Consider the following 19,888-nt stretch of genomic DNA (forward strand, 5'->3'; position numbering starts at 1 on the left):
AGGGCCGCACAGGAGGATTTGATGCCGCAGGGACAACCGACCACCGTCCCCGACGACGGTCTGACCACCCGCGCCCGGCGCAATCTGCCGGTGCTGGCCGTGCACACCGGGCCGGGCAAGGGCAAGTCCACCGCCGCTTTCGGGATGGCGTTGCGCGCCTGGAACCAGGGCTTCGACATCGGGGTGTTCCAGTTCGTCAAGAGCGCCAAGTGGAAAGTGGGGGAGGAGGCCGCGTTCCGTCGGCTGGGCGCCCTGCACACCGAACACGGTGTCGGCGGTCCGGTGGAGTGGCACAAGATGGGCGCCGGCTGGTCCTGGGCGCGAAAACAGGGCACCGAACAGGACCACGCCGCGGCCGCCGCCGACGGCTGGGCCGAGATCAAACGCCGGTTGGCCGCCGAACGGCACGACTTCTACGTGCTCGACGAGTTCACGTATCCGTTGAAGTGGGGCTGGATTCCGGTCGACGAGGTGATCGAGGTGCTCACCGCCCGGCCCGGCACCCAGCATGTGGTGATCACCGGCCGCGACGCACCGGCCGCGCTGATCGAAGCCGCCGATCTGGTCACCGAGATGACCAAGATCAAGCATCCGATGGACGCCGGCCGCAAGGGCCAGAAGGGCATCGAGTGGTGAGGGGCGCACGGTGACGCGCGCGGGCGCCGGGTGTGCGCGAGATACCGGGATCTGCGGCATGTCGGCGGGCACACCGGGCCCCGGCCTGCGGGGAGCGTGCTCGCCGCCGGACTCGCGGCCGAGGAGGTGAGAGTCCCCGCCGTCGTGATCGCCGCCCCGGCCTCGGGCAGCGGCAAGACCACGATCGCGACCGGGCTGATGGGCGCGCTGCGGGCCGCCGGGCACCGGGTGGCGCCGTTCAAGGTGGGCCCGGACTTCATCGACCCCGGCTACCACGCGCTCGCCACCGGCCGGCCGGGCCGCAACCTGGACCCGGTGCTCCTCGGCGCCGACCTGATCGGGCCGCTGTACCGGCACGGCACCGCGGGAGCCGACATCGCCGTCGTCGAAGGGGTGATGGGGCTGTTCGACGGCCGCCTCGCCGGCCCCGACGCCGTCGCGCCCGCCGCCGCACCCGCGCCGGGATCCACCGCCGAGGTCGCCGGGCTGCTCGGGGCGCCGGTGGTGTTGGTGGTCGACGCGCGCGGTCAGAGCCACAGCATCGCCGCCCTGTTGCACGGGTTCGTCACCTTCGACCCGGCGACCCGGCTGGCCGGGGTGATCCTCAACCGGGTCGGGTCGGCCCGCCACGAACAGGCGCTGCGCACCGCCTGCGACCAGGCCGGGGTCCCGGTCCTCGGCGCCGTGCCCCGCACCGACGAACTGGCCGTCCCGTCCCGGCATCTGGGTCTGATCACCGCCGTGGAACACGGCTGGCACGCCCGCGCCGCCGTCGCGGCGATGACCGATCTGGTGGGCCGCCACGTCGACCTGGCCGCGGTGGTCGCCATCGCCGGCGCGCGCGTCACCGCCGAACCGTGGACTCCGCACCAGGTGGCGCCCACCGGCGCCGGGGCGCGGGTCGCGCTGGCCGCCGGCAAGGCGTTCAGCTTCGGCTATCCCGAATACGCCGAGCTGCTGCGGGCCACCGGCGCCGAGGTGGTCGAATTCGACCCGCTCACCGACGAACTGCCCGAACGCACCGCGGCGCTGGTGCTGCCCGGCGGGTTCCCCGAACAGTTCACCACCGAACTGGCCGCCAACACCGCGGCCCGCGAACAGATCCGGGCCGCGGCCGCCGCCGGGATCCCGATCCACGCCGAATGCGCCGGGCTGCTGTATCTGCTCGACGAACTCGACGGCCACCCGATGTGCGGGGTGCTGGCCGGGTCGGCCCGCTTCACCGAACGGCTGGTGCTGGGTTACCGGGATGCGGTCGCGGTCACCGACTCCCCGCTGCACCGGGCGGGCGAGCGGGTCGTCGGCCACGAATTCCACCGCACCGCGGTCACGTTCGCCGAGCGGTACCCGCCGGTCTGGGCGTTCCGCGGCGCCGACGGATCGGCCGGTCACGACGGTGCGGTGCACCGCGGTGTGCAGGCCGGATATCTGCACGTCCACCCGGCGGCCCATCCCCACGCGGTGAGCCGTTTCGTGGCCGCCGGCACGGCGGGCCGTGCGTGAATTCCCGCGGCAACATCTAAGCTCGCTGAGTGAGCGAGAACGCCTACCTCGCCGGATTGTTGCTGTCCGGCAAGAAGGTCATTGTCGTCGGGGGCGGTGGTGTCGCCCAGCGCCGGTTGCCGCTGCTGATCGCCAGCGGTGCGGACGTCCACGTCATCGCCCGCTCCGCCACCCCCGCGGTGGAGGCGCTGAGCCGCCAGCAGCCGGGAATCACCCTGGAACTCCGGGAATTCCGCGACGGAGATCTCGAGGGCGCCTGGTATGTGATCGCGGCCACCGACGATCCGGACGTCAACGCCTCCGTGGTCGCCGAGGCGGACCGGCGGCGCATCTTCTGTGTGCGCGCCGACGTCGCCCGGGAGGGCTCGGCGGTCACCCCGGCGACCTTCGAGTACGAGGGTCTGTCGGTGGGGGTGCTGGCCGGCGGCGAGCACCGCCGCTCGGCGGCGATCCGCTCGGCGATCCGGGAGGCGCTGCAGCAGGGCGTGATCACCGCCGAGGCCGGCGCCGATCCGATGTCGGGCGCGATACCGGGCGGGGTGGCGCTGGTCGGCGGCGGGCCCGGCGATCCGGAGCTGATCACGGTGCGGGGCCGGCGGCTGCTGGCGCAGGCCGACGTGGTGGTGGCCGACCGGCTGGCGCCGCAGGAGCTGCTCGCCGAGCTGCCGCCGCACGTGGAGGTGATCGACGCCGCCAAGATCCCGTACGGACGGGCGATGGCCCAGGAGGCCATCAACGCCACGCTCATCGACCGGGCCCGCGCCGGCAAGTTCGTGGTCCGGCTCAAGGGCGGTGATCCGTTCGTGTTCGCCCGCGGCTACGAAGAGGTGATCGCCTGCGCCGAAGCGGGTATCCCGGTGACCGTCGTGCCAGGGATCACCAGTGCCATCGGGGTGCCGGCGCTGGCCGGGGTGCCGGTCACGCACCGGGCGGTCAACCATGAGTTCGTGGTGGTCAGCGGCCATGTTGCCCCGGGGGAGCCCGAATCGTTAACGAATTGGGACGCGCTGGCCAAGCTGTCCGGGACGATCGTGCTGCTGATGGCCGTCGAACGCATCGAGGTGTTCGCCAAGGCGCTGCTCGAAGGCGGGCGACCAGCGGATACGCCGGTGCTGGTGGTTCAGCACGGCACCACCGCGGCGCAGCGGACACTGCGGGCCACCCTGCGCGACGCCCCCGAACGGATGCGCGCCGAAGGCATTCGACCACCGGCGATCATCGTGATCGGCGCCGTGGCGGGCTTCGACGGTTTAAAGAATTCCTAAGAGTACTGTAAGGTAACGCGCTATGCCGGCTCTCAACGACGCGGACCGCGCAGCGATGCGCCGTGACGCGGAAGGCGGGGCACGACGTGCTCTCCCAGTCCAGGTAAGTCCGCCGGATATGGAGGGGGCCAACAAGTTGCCGACCTGGTTGCCGTCGCGGCGGTTCATCGCCGCGGTGTTCGCGATCGGCGGTATGCAGTTGTTGGCCACGATGGACAGCACCATCGCGATCGTCGCCCTGCCCCGAATCCAAGACGAACTGAACCTGACCGACGCCGGCCGCAGCTGGGTGATCACCGCCTACGTCCTGACGTTCGGCGGGCTCATGCTGTTGGGCGGTCGGCTCGGTGACACCATCGGCCGCAAGCGCACCTTCATCGTCGGCGTCACGCTGTTCACCATCGCCTCGGTGCTGTGCGGTATCGCCTGGGACGAGGCGACCCTGGTGATCGCCCGGCTGCTGCAGGGCGTCGGCGCGGCGATCGCCTCACCGACCGGGCTGGCGCTGGTCGCCACCACGTTCCCGAAGGGGCCGGCGCGTAACGCCGCCACCGCGGTGTTCGCCGCGATGACCGGTGTCGGCTCGGTGATGGGCCTGGTGGTCGGCGGTGCGCTCACCGAGGTGTCCTGGCGGCTGGCCTTCCTGGTGAACGTGCCGATCGGCCTGCTGGTCATCTATCTGGCGCGCCGCACGCTGCGCGAGACCCACCGCGAACGGCTCAAGCTGGACGCGGCCGGCGCCATCCTGGCCACGCTCGGCTGTACCGCGGCGGTGTTCGCGTTCTCGATGGGTCCGGAGCGCGGCTGGGCGTCGGTGATCACCATCGCGACCGGGGCGGCCGCGCTGGTGTTCCTGCTGGCGTTCCTCTACGTCGAGCGCACCGCGGACAACCCGGTGGTGCCGTTCTCGCTGTTCCGGGACCGCAACCGGGTGGCCACCTTCGGCGCGATCTTCCTGGCCGGCGGCGTGATGTTCACGTTGACCGTGCTGATCGGGCTCTACGTGCAGGACATCATGGGCTACAGTCCGCTGCGCGCCGGGATCGGGTTCATCCCGTTCGTGATCGCGCTGGGCATCGGGCTGGCGGCCTCGTCGCAGCTGGTGCGGTTGTTCCCGCCGCGAGTGCTGGTGTTCGGCGGCGGTGTGCTGGTGCTGGGGGCGATGCTGTACGGCTCCACGCTGCACGCGGACATCCCGTACTTCCCCAACCTGGTGGTGCCGATCGTGGTCGGCGGCATCGGTATCGGTGTGATCGTGGTGCCGCTGACCGTCTCGGCGATCGCCGGCGTGGGATTCGACCAGATCGGGCCGGTGTCGGCGATCGCGCTGATGCTGCAGAACCTGGGCGGCCCGCTGGTGCTGGCGGTGGTCCAGGCCGTCATCACCTCGCGCACGCTGTATCTGGGCGGCACCACCGGACCGGTGCAGAACATGGACACCGCGCAGCTGCATGCGCTGGACCAGGGCTACACCTACGGGCTGCTGTGGGTGGCCGCGGTGGCGGTGCTGGTCGGCGGCGCGGCGCTGTTCATCGGCTACACCGCGAAGCAGGTGGCGCACGCGCAGGAGGTCAAGGACGCGATCGACGCCGGCGAGTTGTGATTTCGGCGTGCCAACGTTCGCTCAGCGACCGTAAACACGCCGAAATCACCCGGTACGCACTCGGTAAGGTGGTCGCCTGTGATCACCCGAATGTCCGAGCTCTTCCTGCGCACACTGCGTGACGACCCGGCTGACGCCGAGGTGCCCAGCCACAAGCTGCTGATCCGGGCAGGCTATATCCGCCCGGTCGGACCGGGGTTGTACAGCTGGCTGCCGCTCGGATTGCGCGTCCTGCGCAACATCGAGGAGATCGTGCGGCAGGAGATGGTCGCGATCGGCGGGCAGGAGATCCTGTTCCCGGCCCTGTTGCCACGCGGACCGTATGAGACGACGAACCGGTGGAGCGAGTACGGCGACACCCTGTTCCGGCTCAAGGACCGCCGCGACAACGACTATCTGCTGGGGCCGACGCACGAGGAACTCTTCACCCTGACGGTGAAGGGCGAGTACAGCTCCTACAAGGACTTCCCGCTGCTGCTGTTCCAGATCCAGACCAAGTACCGCGACGAGGCCCGGCCCCGGGCCGGCATCCTGCGGGGCCGTGAGTTCGTCATGAAGGACTCGTACTCCTTCGACGTCGACGACGCCGGCCTGAAGGCCGTCTACCAGGCCCACCGAGACGCCTACCAGCGGATTTTCGACCGGCTGGGGGTGCGTTACGTCATCGTCTCGGCGGTGTCGGGGGCGATGGGCGGCAGCGCGTCGGAGGAGTTCCTCGCCGAGAGCGAGGTCGGCGAGGACACCTTCGTGCGGTGCCCGGAGTCCGGATACGCGGCCAACGTCGAGGCGGTGGTGACGCCGGCGCCCGAGCCCCGGCCGATCGACGGGCTGCCCGAACCCAAGGTGTACGACACCCCCGACACGGCCACCATCGCCACGCTGGTGGACTGGGCCAACCGCGCCGACCTGCCGGGCTTCGAGGGCCGGGAGGTCACCGCCGCCGACACGCTGAAGAACGTCGTGCTCAAGGTGCGGGAACCCGGCGGTGACTGGGAACTGCTGGCCATCGGGCTGCCCGGGGACCGGGAGGTCGACGACAAGCGGCTCGGCGCCGCGCTCGATCCCGCCGAGTACGAATTCCTCGACGACGCCGACTTCGCCCGCCACCCGTTCCTGGCCAAGGGGTATATCGGGCCGAAGGCGTTGCAGGCCAACGGTGTCCGCTACCTCGTCGATCCGCGGGTGGTGACCGGGACATCCTGGATCACCGGCGCCGACGAACCCGGCAGGCATGTGGTCGGCCTGGTCGCCGGCCGCGATTTCACCCCGGACGGCACCATCGAGGCCGCCGAGGTCCGCGACGGTGACCCGTCCCCGGACGGTGCGGGCACGCTGGTCAGCGCGCGCGGCATCGAGATCGGCCACATCTTCCAGCTGGGCCGCAAGTACACCGACGCGTTCAACGTCGATGTGCTCGGCGAGGACGGCAAACCGGTGCGGCTGACCATGGGGTCCTACGGCATCGGGGTGTCCCGGCTGGTCGCGGTGATCGCCGAACAGCACCACGACGAGTTGGGGCTGCGCTGGCCGTCGTCGGTGGCGCCGTTCGATGTGCACGTCGTGATCGCCAACAAGGACAGCGCGGCCCGCGCCGGCGCCGAACAGCTGGCCGCCGACCTGGACCGGTTGGGGCTGCAGGTGCTGCTCGACGACCGGACCGCCTCGCCGGGCGTGAAGTTCAAGGACGCCGAACTGCTGGGCATGCCGTGGATCGTGGTGGTCGGGCGCGGCTGGGCCAACGGGGTGGTGGAGGTCCGCAACCGGTTCACCGGCGAGACCCGGGAGGTCGCGGTGGCCGACCGGTCCGGTGATGCCGCCGCCGAGATCGGCGATCTGGTGCGCGCCTGACCGTGTCGGCGCGGTGGTTCGGCCCCCAGCTACTCGTTGCCGCCCGGGAACGCGGTGGTGACCGGCCACTGGTCCAGCGCCTGCCGCCACCGCGCGGCCAGCACCGCGCACCGGGTCAGCGCCTCCACCGCGAACGCCCGGTCGGCGGTGTCGGTGGCCTGTTCGAGCACCGCCCGCCAGGCCCGCGCGGCGTCGGACTCCATCCGCACCGCCAACTCCAGGGCGGCCTCGGGGCTGTCCACGTCGATCGGCACCTGGTAGCCGGGTGCGGGGAGCGGGACCGCGGCCGACCGGTCCTCGAGCAGGGCGATCGCCGCTTCCCGGCGCTGCCGGTGCTCGGCCATCGCCTCGGCCACCAGATAGTTGATCTCGGGCGCCGACCGCGCCGACACCAACCCGTAGCCGTAGATGATGCCGTGCAGGGTGGCCACCGCGTCGAACAGCGCACCGTCGGCGGGGTCGGCCGGCCGGTCCGGATCGACGCTGGGTCCCGCGAGACCGGACGTGGTGGGAGCGGTGGTGGTCGACCCGGGCGCGATGGGCCCGGGCGTGGTGGGGCCGGGTGTGGTGGGGCCGGGTGTGGTCATGATGTCTGCTCCGGTGCGCCGAGGACCACCACGGCCGCCGCGGTGCACGCCGCCGCGATCGATCCGAGCAGCCCGGCACGGTATCCGGACAGCTCGGCGGCCAGCCGCGCCGCCGACTCGGCGGACCGTTGCAGCGCCCCGGCGACCTCGGTGGCGTCGGGTGGCCGCCTGCGCTCGGCGGTGCGGGGCCCGGTCCCCGGCCTCGACGGCTGCGCCGTCCCCGGGCCCGGGGTGGCCGCCGGGGTGGCCGTCGAGGTGGCCGCCGCCTCCGGCCCGATCATCCGCACGATCTCATCGGACAGCGCGTCGGCGTGCGCGGCGCGCTCGGCCGCGATGGTGTGCAGCGGCCGGCGCTGCTCGGGTGGAGCCGCGTCGGCCGCATCGGCGGCCAGCCGGCTGTCGGCGCGGGCCCGGTGCAACTGATCGATCACCTCATCGATCTCGGGTGGCGGGGGAGGTGAACCACAGGCGGTGGCGGACGCGCCCAGCAGGGCCAGCGCCGCGGTCCCCACCAACAGACGTCGTCTGCTGACCATCAGCGGAGCGCTCGGCACGGGCAACATCCTGCCATCACCGGTCCGGCCCCCGGTTTCAGGCGTGCCCACTGTCACCTGGCGTATCGTGGGAAGGCGCTATGCGGTGCACAGTCGGGTGCACCCAGGGAAGGCGTGTGGACAATTCAAGATGAGGAGCTCGCCGTGGCACCGGACCCGAAGCGGCGGTCTGCGCGGTTACCGTCGAAGCAGCAGGTGATCGAGCTGCTCGGGGGTGAGTTCGCGCGTGCCGGCTACGACGTGGAGGACGTCGTGATCCACGCCGACGCGCGCCCGCCACGCATCATCGTGGTCGCGGACAGCGACGACGGCCCCGACCTGGATGCCATCGCCGAGCTGTCGCGGCTCGCCTCCGAACTGCTCGACCGCATCGACCCGGATCCGGGCGGGGGCGCCCGGTATCTCCTGGAGGTGACCACGCCCGGAGTGGACCGGCCGTTGGTGCACGCGAAGCACTATCGACGCGCCCGGGGCCGCAAGGTCGAGGTGACGTTGACGGACGGGTCGCGGCTGACCGGCCGGCTCGGGGAGTTGGTCGACGACACGGTGCGGCTCGTCGTGCAGGAGGGCGGCCGGAGCAGGGACGCGAAGGGCGGCCGGGGCCGGTACGCGGTGCGCGAACTTCCGCTGAGCGGCATCGCCAAGGCCGTCGTACAGGTGGAGTTCTCGCCTCCGGATCGGCGCGAGCTGGAGCTGGCGGGTCAGTCTTCGAAGGAGGGCGGGGCATGAACATCGACATGGCGGCGTTGCACGCCATCGAGGTCGACCGGGGTATCCCGGTCGACGAACTGCTCGAGACGATCAAGTCGGCGCTGCTGACCGCCTACCGCCACACCGAAGGCCACGAGCCGGACGCCCGCATCGAGATCGACCGCAGGACCGGCGCGGTGCAGGTCATCGCCCGGCAGACGGACGCCGACGGCAACGTCATCCACGAATGGGATGACACACCCGAGGGTTTCGGCCGGATCGCGGCCACCACCGCCCGTCAGGTCATGCTGCAGCGGTTCCGCGATGCGGAGAACGAGCGCATCTACGGCGAGTTCTCCGCCCGCGAGGGCGACATCGTCGCCGGCGTGGTGCAGCGGGACGCCCGGGAGAACGCCCGTGGCAACGTGGTGGTGCGACTCGGCACCGAGACCAAGGGGTCCGACGGCACCATCCGGCCCGCCGAACAGGTGCCCGGCGAGTCCTATCAGCACGGCGACCGGCTGCGCTGCTACGTGATCGGGGTGACCCGCGGGTTGCGCGAACCCCGCATCGAGCTGTCCCGCACCCACCCGAACCTGGTCCGCAAGCTGTTCGCGCTGGAGGTGCCGGAGATCGCCGAGGGCTCGGTGGAGATCGTGGCGGTGGCCCGGGAGGCCGGGCACCGGTCCAAGATCGCGGTCCGGTCGAAGGTGCCCGGGCTCAACGCCAAGGGCGCCTGCATCGGCCCGATGGGTCAGCGGGTGCGCAACGTGATGAGCGAACTGTCCGGCGAGAAGATCGACATCATCGACTGGGACGAGGACCCGGCGAAGTTCGTGGCCAATGCGCTGTCACCGGCCAAGGTGGTGTCGGTGTCGATCATCGACGAGGCGGCCCGGGCCGCCCGGGTGGTGGTGCCCGACTTCCAGCTGTCGCTGGCGATCGGCAAGGAGGGGCAGAACGCCCGGCTGGCCGCCCGGCTCACCGGCTGGCGCATCGACATCCGCAGCGATGCCGCACCCGGCGACACGCCGGAGCCGAACCCGGGCGCGGCCCGCGGCGCGGTGCACGAGAGCTAGCCGGTTGGAGCGCGTCTTGGGATACGGCTGGGGGCACGGTTCGGGATACCGCATCGGTGCAGGACACCCGCTCGGCAGCCGTTTCATTTCGACCGGCCCCTGGCGGTAGACTCGGCCGTGATCCAGCGTGAGAAGTCGGCTGCTGTGCATCGAAGCCCGGACGGACCGGTGCGGACGTGCATCGGATGCCGACAGCGAGAGTTGGCCGTCGGACTGTCTCGAATGGTCGCTGTGGTCGACGGGAACGGCGGATACGCCGTAGTCGTTGACAGAACAGGTAACCTGCCGGGGCGGGGTGCGTGGCTGCACCCCAACGAGCAGTGCCTGGAGGCTGCGCGTCGACGACGAGCTTTCGCCCGAGCGCTGCGGATCCCCGGTTCACCGGACATAACCGCGGTGATCGAGCACGTCGCTGCGGCGACTGGTTCGCCACCCGGCGAGAAGGACAGGTAGCGAAGAACATGAGCACACCGTGAAGTCCCGATGACCATGTGTCATAGCTAACCCGAGGCGCGGCGCCTACCACCGCTGACGCCTCTAGACAGGAGATGTAGTGGCAAAGGCTCGCGTACACGAGTTGGCAAAGGAACTCGGTGTCACCAGCAAGGAACTGCTGGCGACCCTGAAGGAGCAGGGCGAGTTCGTCAAATCGGCGTCCTCCACGGTGGAGGCCCCGGTCGCGCGTAGGTTGCGCGAAACCTACGGCGCGAAACCCACCCCGGACAAGAAGACCGCCGCCAAGGGTGCAGCGAAGGGTCCCGACAAGGGTGTGGCCAAGGCCGCGCCGGCGGCCCCCGCGAAGGCGGCCACCCCTGGGCCGAGTCCGGCGGCAGCGGCGAAGGCGGCCGCGCCGAAACCGGCGCCCCCGACCCCCGGCCCCGCGCCCAAACCGGCCGCGCCGGCACAACCTGCCGCGTCGGCCCAGCCCCCGGCTGCGGAGTCGGCGCCCGCGGCGCCGCCCCGGCCGACCCCTGGCCCGCGCCCGGGTCCGACACCCGGAGCGCCCAAGCCGGCGCCGCGCACCCCGCGGGTCGGTAACAATCCGTTCTCCACGTCGCAGCCGGCCGACCGGCCGATCCCGCGCCCGGGGCCCCGTCCCGGGCCGCGGCCGGGCGCCGCGCCGCGTCCCGGCGTGACGCCGGGCAACATGCCGCCGCGGCCGGGTATTCCGCGGCCGGGCCAGATCCCGCGTCCCGGGCCCCGTCCGGGCGCCGGTGGCCGGGGTGGACCCGGTGGCGGTGGCCGCCCGGGTGGCGGCGGTGGTGGTTACCGCGGTGGCGGTGCGCCGCCCGCCGGCGGGTTCCGCGGTCGTCCCGGCGGCGGTCGCCCCGGACAGCGCGGCGGCGCGGCGGGTGCGTTCGGCCGTCCCGGTGGCGCGCCGAAGCGTGGCCGCAAGTCGAAACGGCAGAAGCGGCAAGAGTACGACTCGATGCAGGCGCCGGTCGTCGGCGGCGTGCGGTTGCCCAAGGGCAACGGTGAGACCATCCGGTTGGCCCGCGGTGCGTCGCTGGCCGATTTCGCCGAGAAGATCGACGCCAACCCGGCGGCGCTGGTGCAGGCGCTGTTCCACCTCGGTGAGATGGTGACCGCCACCCAGTCCGTCAGCGACGACATCCTCGAACTGCTCGGCAGCGAGATGAACTACAAGGTTCAGGTCGTCAGCCCCGAGGACGAGGACCGCGAACTGCTCGAATCCTTCGACCTCAGCTACGGCGAGGACGAGGGCGACGAGACCGACCTGGTGAGCCGTCCGCCGGTGGTGACCGTGATGGGTCACGTCGACCACGGTAAGACCCGGTTGCTCGACACCATCCGGAAGGCGAACGTCGGCGAGGGTGAGGCCGGTGGCATCACCCAGCACATCGGCGCCTACCAGGTCACCGTGGAGCACGAGGGTCAGGAACGGCCGATCACCTTCATCGACACCCCGGGTCACGAGGCGTTCACCGCGATGCGTGCCCGTGGTGCGCAGGCCACCGACATCGCGATCCTGGTGGTCGCGGCCGACGACGGTGTGATGCCGCAGACGGTGGAGGCGATCAACCACGCGCAGGCCGCCGACGTGCCGATCGTGGTGGCGGTCAACAAGATCGACAAGGAGGGCGCCGACCCGGCCAAGATCCGCGGTCAGCTCACCGAGTACGGCCTGGTGCCCGAGGAGTACGGCGGCGACACCATGTTCGTCGACATCTCCGCCAAGCAGGGCACCAACATCGACCAGCTGCTCGAGGCGGTGCTGCTCACCGCCGACGCCGCCCTGGACCTGCGGGCCAACCCGAACATGGAGGCCCAGGGTGTGGCGATCGAGGCGCACCTGGACCGTGGTCGCGGTCCGGTGGCCACCGTGCTGGTGCAGCGCGGCACGCTGCGGGTGGGCGACTCGATCGTGGCCGGCGACGCCTACGGCCGGGTGCGCCGCATGGTCGACGAGCACGGCGAGGACGTCGAGGAGGCGGGCCCGTCGCGGCCGGTGCAGGTCCTGGGCTTCACCTCGGTGCCCGGTGCCGGTGACAACTTCCTGGTCGTCGACGAGGACCGCATCGCCCGGCAGATCGCCGACCGGCGCAGTGCGCGCAAGCGCAACGCGATGGCGGCGCGCAGCCGCAAGCGGATCAGCCTGGAGGACCTGGACTCGGCGCTGAAGGAAACCAGTCAGCTGAACCTGATCCTCAAGGGCGACAACGCCGGTACGGTCGAAGCCCTCGAGGAGGCCCTGATGGGCATCGAGGTGGACGACGAGGTGCAGCTGCGCGTCATCGACCGCGGTGTCGGTGGCATCACCGAGACCAACGTCAACCTGGCGTCGGCGTCGGACGCGATCATCCTCGGGTTCAACGTGCGTGCCGAGGGCAAGGCGACCGAGCTGGCCAACCGCGAGGGCGTGGAGATCCGCTACTACTCGGTGATCTACCAGGCCATCGAGGACATCGAGAAGGCCCTCAAGGGTATGCTCAAGCCGGTCTACGAGGAACGCCAGCTGGGCCGTGCCGAGGTGCGGGCGCTGTTCCGGTCGTCGAAGGTCGGGGTCATCGCCGGGTGCATGGTGCAGTCCGGGGTCATCCGGCGGAACGCCAAGGTGCGGTTGCTGCGCGACAACGTCGTGGTCGCCGAGAACCTCACGGTGCAGTCGCTGCGCCGCGAGAAGGACGACGTCACCGAGGTCCGCGAGGGCTTCGAATGTGGTCTCACCCTCGGCTACTCCGATCTGCGCGAGGGCGACGTCATCGAGGCGTACGAGCTGGTCGAGAAGGAACGCGACTGACCATGGCCGACAAGCGCTTGCGCGAGGAGAACCATGGCTGACCCCGCACGGGCGAAGCGGCTGGCCAAACGGATCGCGGCGATCGTGGCGACGGCGATCGAGTACGAGATCAAGGATCCTCGGCTCAAGGGCATCACCGTCACCGACGCCAAGGTGACCGGTGACCTGCGCGACGCCACGCTGTACTACACGGTGATGGGCCGCACCCTCGACGAGGAACCGGACTACGACGGTGCCGCCGCGGCGCTGGAGAAGGCCAAGGGGGTGCTGCGCAGCAAGGTCGGCGCGGGCACCGGGGTGCGCTACACCCCGACGCTGACGTTCGTCCGTGACACGGTGCCCGACGCGGCGCACCGCATGGAGGAACTGTTGGCGCGCGCCCGCGCCGCCGACGCCGATCTCGCCCGGGTTCGTCAGAACGCCAAACCCGCCGGGGACCCCGACCCGTACCGTATGGACGGGGGGACCGGGGAGCCCGGCGCGAGCCGGTCCGGGCCCGACGCCGACGACGCCGAGGAATCCGGTGACCACCACCGACGCGACAGATGACCGACCGGTAGGAGTCCGGGTCGGGGCCGCGGAGGCGGCCGCAGAACTGTCGGCGGCACAGTCGGTCAGCGTGGTCTGCCATGTGCACCCGGACGCCGACACCATCGGCGCCGGGTTGGCGCTGGCGCAGGTGCTGGACCGGATCGGGATCGCCGTCGAGGTGGGGTTCGCCGCCCCGGCGGAGTTGCCGGAGTCGCTGCAGTCCCTGCCGGGCGGTCGGCTGTTGGTGCCCCCGCACCGGCTGCGCCGCGACGCCGACCTGGTGGTCACTGTCGACATCCCCAGCGTGCACCGGCTCGGCGAGCTGCGCACCATGGTCGACCCCGGCAGGCGGGTGCTGGTCATCGACCATCACGCGTCCAATGAGCTGTTCGGGACCGTCAACTACGTCGACGAGACGGCGGACTCGACCACGTTGCTGGTCGCCGAACTGCTCGACGCCTGGGATCAGCCGATCGACACCGCGGTGGCGCACTGCCTGTACGCCGGGCTGATCACCGACACCGGATCGTTCCGGTGGGCCAGCCCGCGGGCCCACCGGTTGGCCGCCCGGTTGGTCGAACTGGGAGTGGACAACGCCGCGGTGAGCCGCCGTCTGCTCGACACCCACCCGTTCTCCTGGCTGCCGATGCTGTCGCGGGTGCTGGCGTCCGCCCGGCTGCTGGAAGGCGTGGGAGACGGTCATGGCCTGGTATATGCCGTTGTGCCCCACGAAGAGTGGGCGAAGGCGCGGCCCGAGGAAGTGGAGAGCATCGTCGATATCGTGCGCACCACTGAGGAGGCCGACGTCGCGGCGGTGTTCAAGGAGGTCGAGCCGCGGCAGTGGTCGGTGTCGATGCGGTCCAAGAGCCTCGATCTGGTGGCGGTGGCGAGCGGATTCGGTGGCGGTGGGCACCGTCAGGCGGCCGGGTACTCCACCGCGGGTTCGGTCGACGACGTGGTGCAGGCGCTGATCGCCGCCCTCGGCTGACCCGTCGACGAGATCCGCGAGGACATCCGGAGAAGATGGAGCCGTCGGTTTGACCGAACCGGAAGCCGACCTGCCGGTCACCCCTGCGTCCGCACGCCGGATCTTCGGCCTGGCCCTGCCCGCGCTCGGGGTGCTCGCCGCCGAACCCCTCTATCTGTTGTTCGACGTCGCGATCGTGGGTCGGCTCGGTGCGCTGAGCCTGGCCGGCCTGGCGATCGGCGGGCTGGTGTTGGCGGTGGTCAGCACCCAGCTGACGTTTTTGTCCTACGGCACCACCGCCCGGTCGGCGCGGCAGTACGGCGCCGGCGACCGCGCCGCCGCGGTCGGTGAGGGCGTGCAGGCCACCTGGCTCGCCCTGGGTCTCGGGACGGTGATCGTGCTCATCGTCCAATCGGTCGCGGTGCCGCTGGTGTCGGTGATCTCCGGCGATGCCGCCATCACCGCCGAGGCGGTGCCGTGGCTGCGGATCGCGATCCTGGGCGCTCCGGCCATCCTGGTGTCGCTGGCCGGCAACGGCTGGATGCGCGGGGTGCAGAACACCGTGCGGCCGTTGCGGTACGTGGTGGCCGGGTTCGGCGTGTCGGCGCTGCTGTGTCCGCTGCTGGTGTACGGATGGCTGGGGCTGCCGCGGCTGGAGCTGGCCGGCTCGGCGGTGGCCAACGCGATCGGCCAATGGCTGGCTGCGCTGCTGTTCGTGCGGGCACTGGTCGTCGAACGGGTGCCACTGCGGATCCAGCCGCGGCTGATGCGGGCCCAACTGGTGATGGGACGTGATCTGTTGCTGCGCAGCATGGCCTTTCAGGCCTGCTTCATCTCCGCCGGTGCGGTCGCGGCCCGGTTCGGCGCCGCGGCGGTGGCCGCCCACCAGGTGGTGCTGCAGCTGTGGAACTTCCTGGCGCTGGTACTGGACTCGCTGGCCATCGCCGCGCAATCGCTGGTCGGCGCCGCGTTGGGCGCCGGTCAACTGGGGCACGCCAGATCGGTGGCCTGGCGGGTGACGGTGTTCTCCACCGCGGCGGCCGCCGTGCTGGCCACCGTGTTCGCCGTCGGCGCCGACGTGTTCCCGATGGTGTTCACCGACGACCATGCGGTGCTCGACGAGATCGACGTGCCGTGGTGGTTCCTCGTCGCCCAATTACCGGTCGCCGGAGTGGTTTTCGCGCTCGACGGGGTGCTACTGGGTGCGGGTGACGCCAAGTTCATGCGCAACGCCACCCTGTTCAGCGCGTTGGTCGGTTTTCTGCCGTTGATCTGGTTGGCCCTGGCGTTCGGCTGTGGGCTGCTGGGCATCTGGTCGGGACTGAGCACCTTCATGGTGTTGCGGTTGGTGCTGGTGGGCTGGCGCGCGCTGTCCGGTCGCTGGCTCGTGCCGGGCACGGCCTAGCGCCGGATCCGGGCGACAGCCGAGGAATCGGTAGCGCTTCGGATACCGGGGCCGCTGGTGGTGCGGTCGGTCGGCCGACCCGGTGAACACCCGCAGCAGCGCCCGCTGCGGCCGCACCCGGCGGGCGGCCGGGGCGGCCGGGGTGGCCGCGGCCGCGGTGGCGAACAACATCTCCTGCTCGGTGACGAGCACCGGGGTGCACCCGGCGCACTGCTGGACGGTGTCGTCTCCGGCCGGCGCGAGGTCCGGAGGCGTTCCGGGAAGCAGGGTGCCGGGTGGTGGGGTGCCGGGTGGTGGGGTGGTAGTCGTGTCGTGTGCCATCGCGATCACCTCCCGAATCACGTCTTGACTGCATCCTGCGGTGCGGGCGGCGGTCCGATATCAGTGGTGCGGTACTGATATTCGCGGCTGCGCCGAACGCGATGATGGTTCAGTCGATGCGGCGCGGGGACCGAGGTGCGCGGCGTGGATCGGACGGGCGTGGCGACCGGGGGAGCAGCGCCGCGAGTTCGTCGCGGCTGCTGGTTCCGGTCTTGAGCATCGACTTGTAGATGTGGTTCTCGACGGTGCGGACCGACAGCGTGAGCGTGTCGGCGATCTCCCGGTTGGTCAGCCCGGCGCCGAGCAGCAGCACGATCTCGCGCTCCCGGTCGGTCAACGGCAGATCCTCGGCGGCCCGGCGCAGCGCCGGGGTGTGGGCGCCACCGCACCGCTCGGCAAGCCCCTGCGCGTGGGCCGAACAGGCCAGGGCAGACCCGCGGAGACCGCGTCGGCGGTGGGCGATCGCCGCGTGAGCGGCCGCGTCGGCCGCCGCCACCATATCGCCCATATCTTCGAATTCGTCTGCTATCGAACGTAATCCGCTTCCGTCTCCGGTGTGCAGCGCGTCGGCGAACCGGGCCGCCACAGCGACGCGGGGTCCGTCGACCCGGTCTTCGAGCTGGTGTAACCGGGGTCCGCAGGTCCGGTCCCCGAACTGGACGGCGGTCTGCAGACACAGCAGTTCGACCGCGAATCGTCCAGCGGTCCGGGCGGATTCGGCCTCCGCCCGCAGTCGCTGGATGGATGTGCTGACCGCACCCTGGGCGGCACGCAGCCAGGCCAGGGCGATGGTGCGCTCATGGTCGAGATATCGCCAACTGGGAAACTCCCGCTCATCGAGGGTCGCGAGAGCGGTTGCGGCGGCTGCGGTGTGGCCGAGAACGGCCAGCGCGGTGGCGTACGGATGCTGATAACGGTACCCGAACCCGTAGAAGCCGCCCGCGGTGTCGGCGGAGAACAGCACCGACACCACGTCCCGGAGCCACGCGACGGCGTCATCGAGCCGCCCCGCGGCCAGTGCGGCGCGTCCGGCGACCCCGCGGGCCAGCAGCGCGGTGCCGCCCGGCAGATCGCCGACCTGGCGGTCCAGCACGGTCGCGGTGTCGACGGCCGCAGCTATCCGGCCGGCGAGAATCAGCGCGGTGACATGGGCGTCGGTGAGGGTGAACCGGGTGTACGCCGCGTCGGAGAAGCGTGCGGTGAGGCGATAGCCGGTGTCGGCCGCGGCCACCGCCTCGGCGGTGCGGCCGGCCTCCCCGGCGGCGAGGGTGAGTGCCCAGGCCGTCTCGGCGCCGATGATCCCGGGCAGTTCGTCCACCACCACGGCCCCCGCATGGCGGAACACCTCATCGGGCTGTCCCATCGCGGCGGCGTGCACGGCGCAGAACGCGTCCAGGTGGGCCCGTTGGTCCGCGGGCATCCCGGCCGCCGCCTGCCCGATCAGTCGTTTCGCACCCTCCGGATCCGACAACGCCCACAGCATGTTGCTCGCCCGCATGAACGCCAGCCTGGTGTGATCGGCGACGTCGATCGCGGCGAGCACCGTCTCGGCCTGGTCGCCGCGGCCCAGCCAGGTCAGGGCGCGGGCGTGCACGATCGCCGCCTCCACGGTGGCGCCGGCCCGCACGGCCGCCCCGGACAACCGCTCGGCCAGCGGCAGATCACCGATCCGTGCCGCGCCGCGGGCGGCCCGGACGAAAAGGTCGACGTCGGGGCGGCGGTCGGAGTCGAGCAGCAACGTGGTCCGCCGCACCACCTGGGCGAGGTCATCGGCGTCGGCGGCCTGCGCGAGTTCGTCGGCGACGAGGCCGCGCAACCGCCGCAACCGGGTGACGGCGGCGCGACGGCGCCGGACCTCGCCGTAGAGCGGATGGGCCAGCCGGACGAGCGCCCGGTCGCCGTCCTCGATGGCGATCAGGCCGCGCACATCGGCCTCCTCGACGGCCGCGGGGTCGGTCAGCCGGGTGAGCAGTCCGAGGTCGACCGGCTCGCCGACGGCGAGGATGTCGACGACGTCGCCCACCGGTTCGGCCAGCAGGCCGATCCGCTCCTCGATCAGCGCGATCAGCCCCGGGGCACCACCGGATCGCCGTACCACCGCCAGTAACCGTGCGGCGCGGCCAGCCGCGCCGCGGCCACCTCCTGCTCGACGATATTGCGCAGGTACAACGGGTTACCCTGAGTCAGCTGCCAAATACGGTGCACCGCATGTGGATCCACTGGACCACCGACTGCGCTGGACACCAGCGCGGCCATCTCCGCCTTGGACAGCGGCTGCAGGTCGAGCCGTTCGAATTGTCCGCTCTTCCACAGTTCCCGGACGCCGTCGGCGATCGGGACGCCGTCGCGGACGGTGAGCACGACCTTGGCGAGGCGCTGCTGGATGAGCTGCAGGACCACGAAGGTCGACAGATCGTCGAGCAGCGGGGCGTCGTCGACACCGACCACGGTGGTGGAACCGGCCGGGGCCGCCATCTCGGCGACCACCCGGCCGACCACCTCCAGGCTGTGGTGGGCGTCGGGTTCGGCCCAGGCGGCCAACGCGCCCAACGGCAGTCGGCGTGCCGAGGCGGTGGCGGCCACCCAGCGGATCTGACAACCGGAGGCCGCGAGCCGCGACAACGCGGCCCGGGCGATGCGGCTCTTGCCGACCCCGGCGTCGCCGAAGATCACCACGCCGTCGCAAGCCGGGTCGCTGACGGCGGTCTGGATCAGTCGCAGCTCCTTGGAGTGGCCGGTCAGCGGCCACGACAACCGCACTCGCCCAGTCTATGGGCGGCGGCCGTCCGAACGACACCCGGACGGGCCGCGCCGGTCACGGAATGCTTTCTGATGCAAGCGTTCTGCGAGGCGGTCAGCGCACCTGGGCGCGGCCGCGTTCGATCACCGACGCCCGGCTGGCGGCGATGTCGTCGCCGGTGGTCGACGCCATCCACCGGCGGGCCGCTTCGGCCTCCATCCACAGCTGGCCGTTGGTCTGGGACTCGTCGATGCGGTGGTAGGACGCCAGCAGGGCGCGCACCGCGCGTTGGTTGTTGCCGACGATCGACGCCGCCACCCGCCGGGCGGCCTCCATCAGCCGGTCATGCGGCACCACCTCGGTGACCAGGCCGGCGCGCAGGGCGTCGTCGGCGGACAGATAGTCGCCGGTCAGGCTCATCCGCCGGGCCAGCCCCACGCCGACCTTCTGCGGCAGCCGCACCGACATCCCCCAGGTGGGCATCAACCCGACCCGGGCATGGGTGTCGGCGAACCGGGCGTTCTCGGAGGCGATCAGGATGTCGCAGTACAGTGCCAGCTCCAGACCGCCGGTCACCGCGGCGCCGTTGATCGCCCCGATGACCGGTTTGGTCATCGGCGGCCACTTCGGGGAGATGTCCGGCAGTTCGGTGGTGTCACCGAGTTCCTTGAGGTCCAGACCCGCACAGAACACCGGATCGGCGCCGGTCACGATGACCACGTCGACCGCGTCGTCGGCGTCGGCGTCGGCCAGCGCGCCGAAGAATCGCTGCCGCAGCTCCGCGGACAGGGCGTTGCGGGCCCGGGGGCGGTTCAGGGTCAGGGTGCGGATCCGGTCGGAGGTGTCGATGAGCAGGACATCGTCGGTACTGGTCATGACGATCACGCTAGCCCGAGC

Annotated in this window: 18 protein-coding genes; 13 read left to right on the top strand and 5 right to left on the bottom strand. The window is 71.3% G+C overall.

All coding sequences use genetic code 11. The features are described from left to right. Positions 1-21 precede the first annotated feature (21 nt). The 5 genes from cobO to CKW28_RS08410 all read left to right on the top strand — a co-directional run bounded on the left by cobO (position 22) and on the right by CKW28_RS08410 (position 6,855). The gene (cobO, locus tag CKW28_RS08390) at positions 22-636 is read left to right on the top strand and encodes a cob(I)yrinic acid a,c-diamide adenosyltransferase (RefSeq protein WP_003927157.1); all 615 of its coding nucleotides are present in this window, start codon (positions 22-24) and stop codon (positions 634-636) included. A 126-nt stretch (positions 637-762) separates the two neighbouring features. After that, positions 763-2,139 carry a cobyrinic acid a,c-diamide synthase CobB gene (locus tag CKW28_RS08395; RefSeq protein WP_040547915.1) on the top strand — a complete coding sequence of 459 codons (1,377 nt, stop codon included), beginning with the start codon at positions 763-765 and terminating at the stop codon, positions 2,137-2,139. A 29-nt stretch (positions 2,140-2,168) separates the two neighbouring features. Further along, positions 2,169-3,404, top strand: coding sequence for a uroporphyrinogen-III C-methyltransferase (cobA, locus tag CKW28_RS08400; protein WP_003927155.1), 1,236 nt, complete (start codon positions 2,169-2,171; stop codon positions 3,402-3,404). A 118-nt stretch (positions 3,405-3,522) separates the two neighbouring features. Then, positions 3,523-5,007, top strand: a complete 1,485-nt coding sequence (locus CKW28_RS08405) for an MFS transporter (protein ID WP_003927154.1) — start codon at positions 3,523-3,525, stop codon at positions 5,005-5,007. A 78-nt stretch (positions 5,008-5,085) separates the two neighbouring features. After that, positions 5,086-6,855 carry a proline--tRNA ligase gene (locus CKW28_RS08410; protein ID WP_003927153.1) on the top strand — a complete coding sequence of 590 codons (1,770 nt, stop codon included), beginning with the start codon at positions 5,086-5,088 and terminating at the stop codon, positions 6,853-6,855. A gap of 29 nt (positions 6,856-6,884) precedes the next feature. Here CKW28_RS08410 and CKW28_RS08415 read toward each other — a convergent pair whose 3' ends face one another. Further along, positions 6,885-7,442 (bottom strand): ferritin-like domain-containing protein, encoded by a 558-nt coding sequence (locus CKW28_RS08415; protein WP_003927152.1) that lies wholly within the window; start codon positions 7,440-7,442, stop codon positions 6,885-6,887. Continuing rightward, positions 7,439-8,005, bottom strand: a complete 567-nt coding sequence (locus CKW28_RS08420; protein WP_003927151.1) for a hypothetical protein — start codon at positions 8,003-8,005, stop codon at positions 7,439-7,441. The genes CKW28_RS08415 and CKW28_RS08420 overlap by 4 nt, the downstream gene beginning before the upstream one ends. A 135-nt stretch (positions 8,006-8,140) precedes the next feature. On the opposite strand from CKW28_RS08420, the gene rimP reads away from it, so the two are divergent. From rimP to CKW28_RS23960, 8 genes are all read left to right on the top strand, one after another. Beyond that, positions 8,141-8,725 (top strand): ribosome maturation factor RimP, encoded by a 585-nt coding sequence (gene rimP / locus CKW28_RS08425; protein WP_003927150.1) that lies wholly within the window; start codon positions 8,141-8,143, stop codon positions 8,723-8,725. Then, positions 8,722-9,765 carry a transcription termination factor NusA gene (gene nusA / locus CKW28_RS08430; RefSeq protein WP_003927149.1) on the top strand — a complete coding sequence of 348 codons (1,044 nt, stop codon included), beginning with the start codon at positions 8,722-8,724 and terminating at the stop codon, positions 9,763-9,765. The genes rimP and nusA overlap by 4 nt, the downstream gene beginning before the upstream one ends. A gap of 222 nt (positions 9,766-9,987) precedes the next feature. After that, a complete protein-coding gene (locus CKW28_RS08435) occupies positions 9,988-10,218 on the top strand; it encodes a YlxR family protein (protein ID WP_234785062.1) in 231 nt (76 codons plus the stop codon). A 100-nt stretch (positions 10,219-10,318) separates the two neighbouring features. Then, entirely contained in the window at positions 10,319-13,027 is a 2,709-nt protein-coding gene (infB, locus tag CKW28_RS08440) for a translation initiation factor IF-2 (protein ID WP_061252303.1), read from the top strand. A gap of 33 nt (positions 13,028-13,060) precedes the next feature. Continuing rightward, positions 13,061-13,576 (top strand): 30S ribosome-binding factor RbfA, encoded by a 516-nt coding sequence (gene rbfA / locus CKW28_RS08445; RefSeq protein WP_003924378.1) that lies wholly within the window; start codon positions 13,061-13,063, stop codon positions 13,574-13,576. Then, positions 13,551-14,546, top strand: a complete 996-nt coding sequence (locus tag CKW28_RS08450) for a DHH family phosphoesterase (protein ID WP_003924377.1) — start codon at positions 13,551-13,553, stop codon at positions 14,544-14,546. The genes rbfA and CKW28_RS08450 overlap by 26 nt, the downstream gene beginning before the upstream one ends. Positions 14,547-14,595: 49 nt before the next feature. Beyond that, positions 14,596-15,930 carry an MATE family efflux transporter gene (locus CKW28_RS08455; RefSeq protein WP_003924376.1) on the top strand — a complete coding sequence of 445 codons (1,335 nt, stop codon included), beginning with the start codon at positions 14,596-14,598 and terminating at the stop codon, positions 15,928-15,930. Between the two features lie 82 nt (positions 15,931-16,012). Then, complete coding sequence (locus tag CKW28_RS23960) at positions 16,013-16,279, top strand: hypothetical protein (protein ID WP_131807472.1); 267 nt, start codon at positions 16,013-16,015, stop codon at positions 16,277-16,279. Positions 16,280-16,360: 81 nt separating this feature from the next. Here the strand turns inward: CKW28_RS23960 and CKW28_RS08460 are convergent, their stop codons facing one another. From CKW28_RS08460 to CKW28_RS08470, 3 genes are all read right to left on the bottom strand, one after another. Beyond that, entirely contained in the window at positions 16,361-18,349 is a 1,989-nt protein-coding gene (locus CKW28_RS08460; protein ID WP_003924375.1) for a helix-turn-helix transcriptional regulator, read from the bottom strand. Further along, positions 18,316-19,011 (bottom strand): hypothetical protein, encoded by a 696-nt coding sequence (locus tag CKW28_RS24380; RefSeq protein WP_003924374.1) that lies wholly within the window; start codon positions 19,009-19,011, stop codon positions 18,316-18,318. Before CKW28_RS24380 ends, CKW28_RS08460 begins: the two co-directional genes overlap by 34 nt. Positions 19,012-19,105: 94 nt before the next feature. After that, positions 19,106-19,867: an enoyl-CoA hydratase gene (locus CKW28_RS08470; protein WP_003924373.1), complete on the bottom strand. Its 762-nt coding sequence runs from the start codon at positions 19,865-19,867 to the stop codon at positions 19,106-19,108. Positions 19,868-19,888 lie beyond the last annotated feature (21 nt).

The organism is Mycolicibacterium thermoresistibile (assembly GCF_900187065.1).
In the GTDB taxonomy this organism is placed as follows: domain Bacteria; phylum Actinomycetota; class Actinomycetes; order Mycobacteriales; family Mycobacteriaceae; genus Mycobacterium; species Mycobacterium thermoresistibile.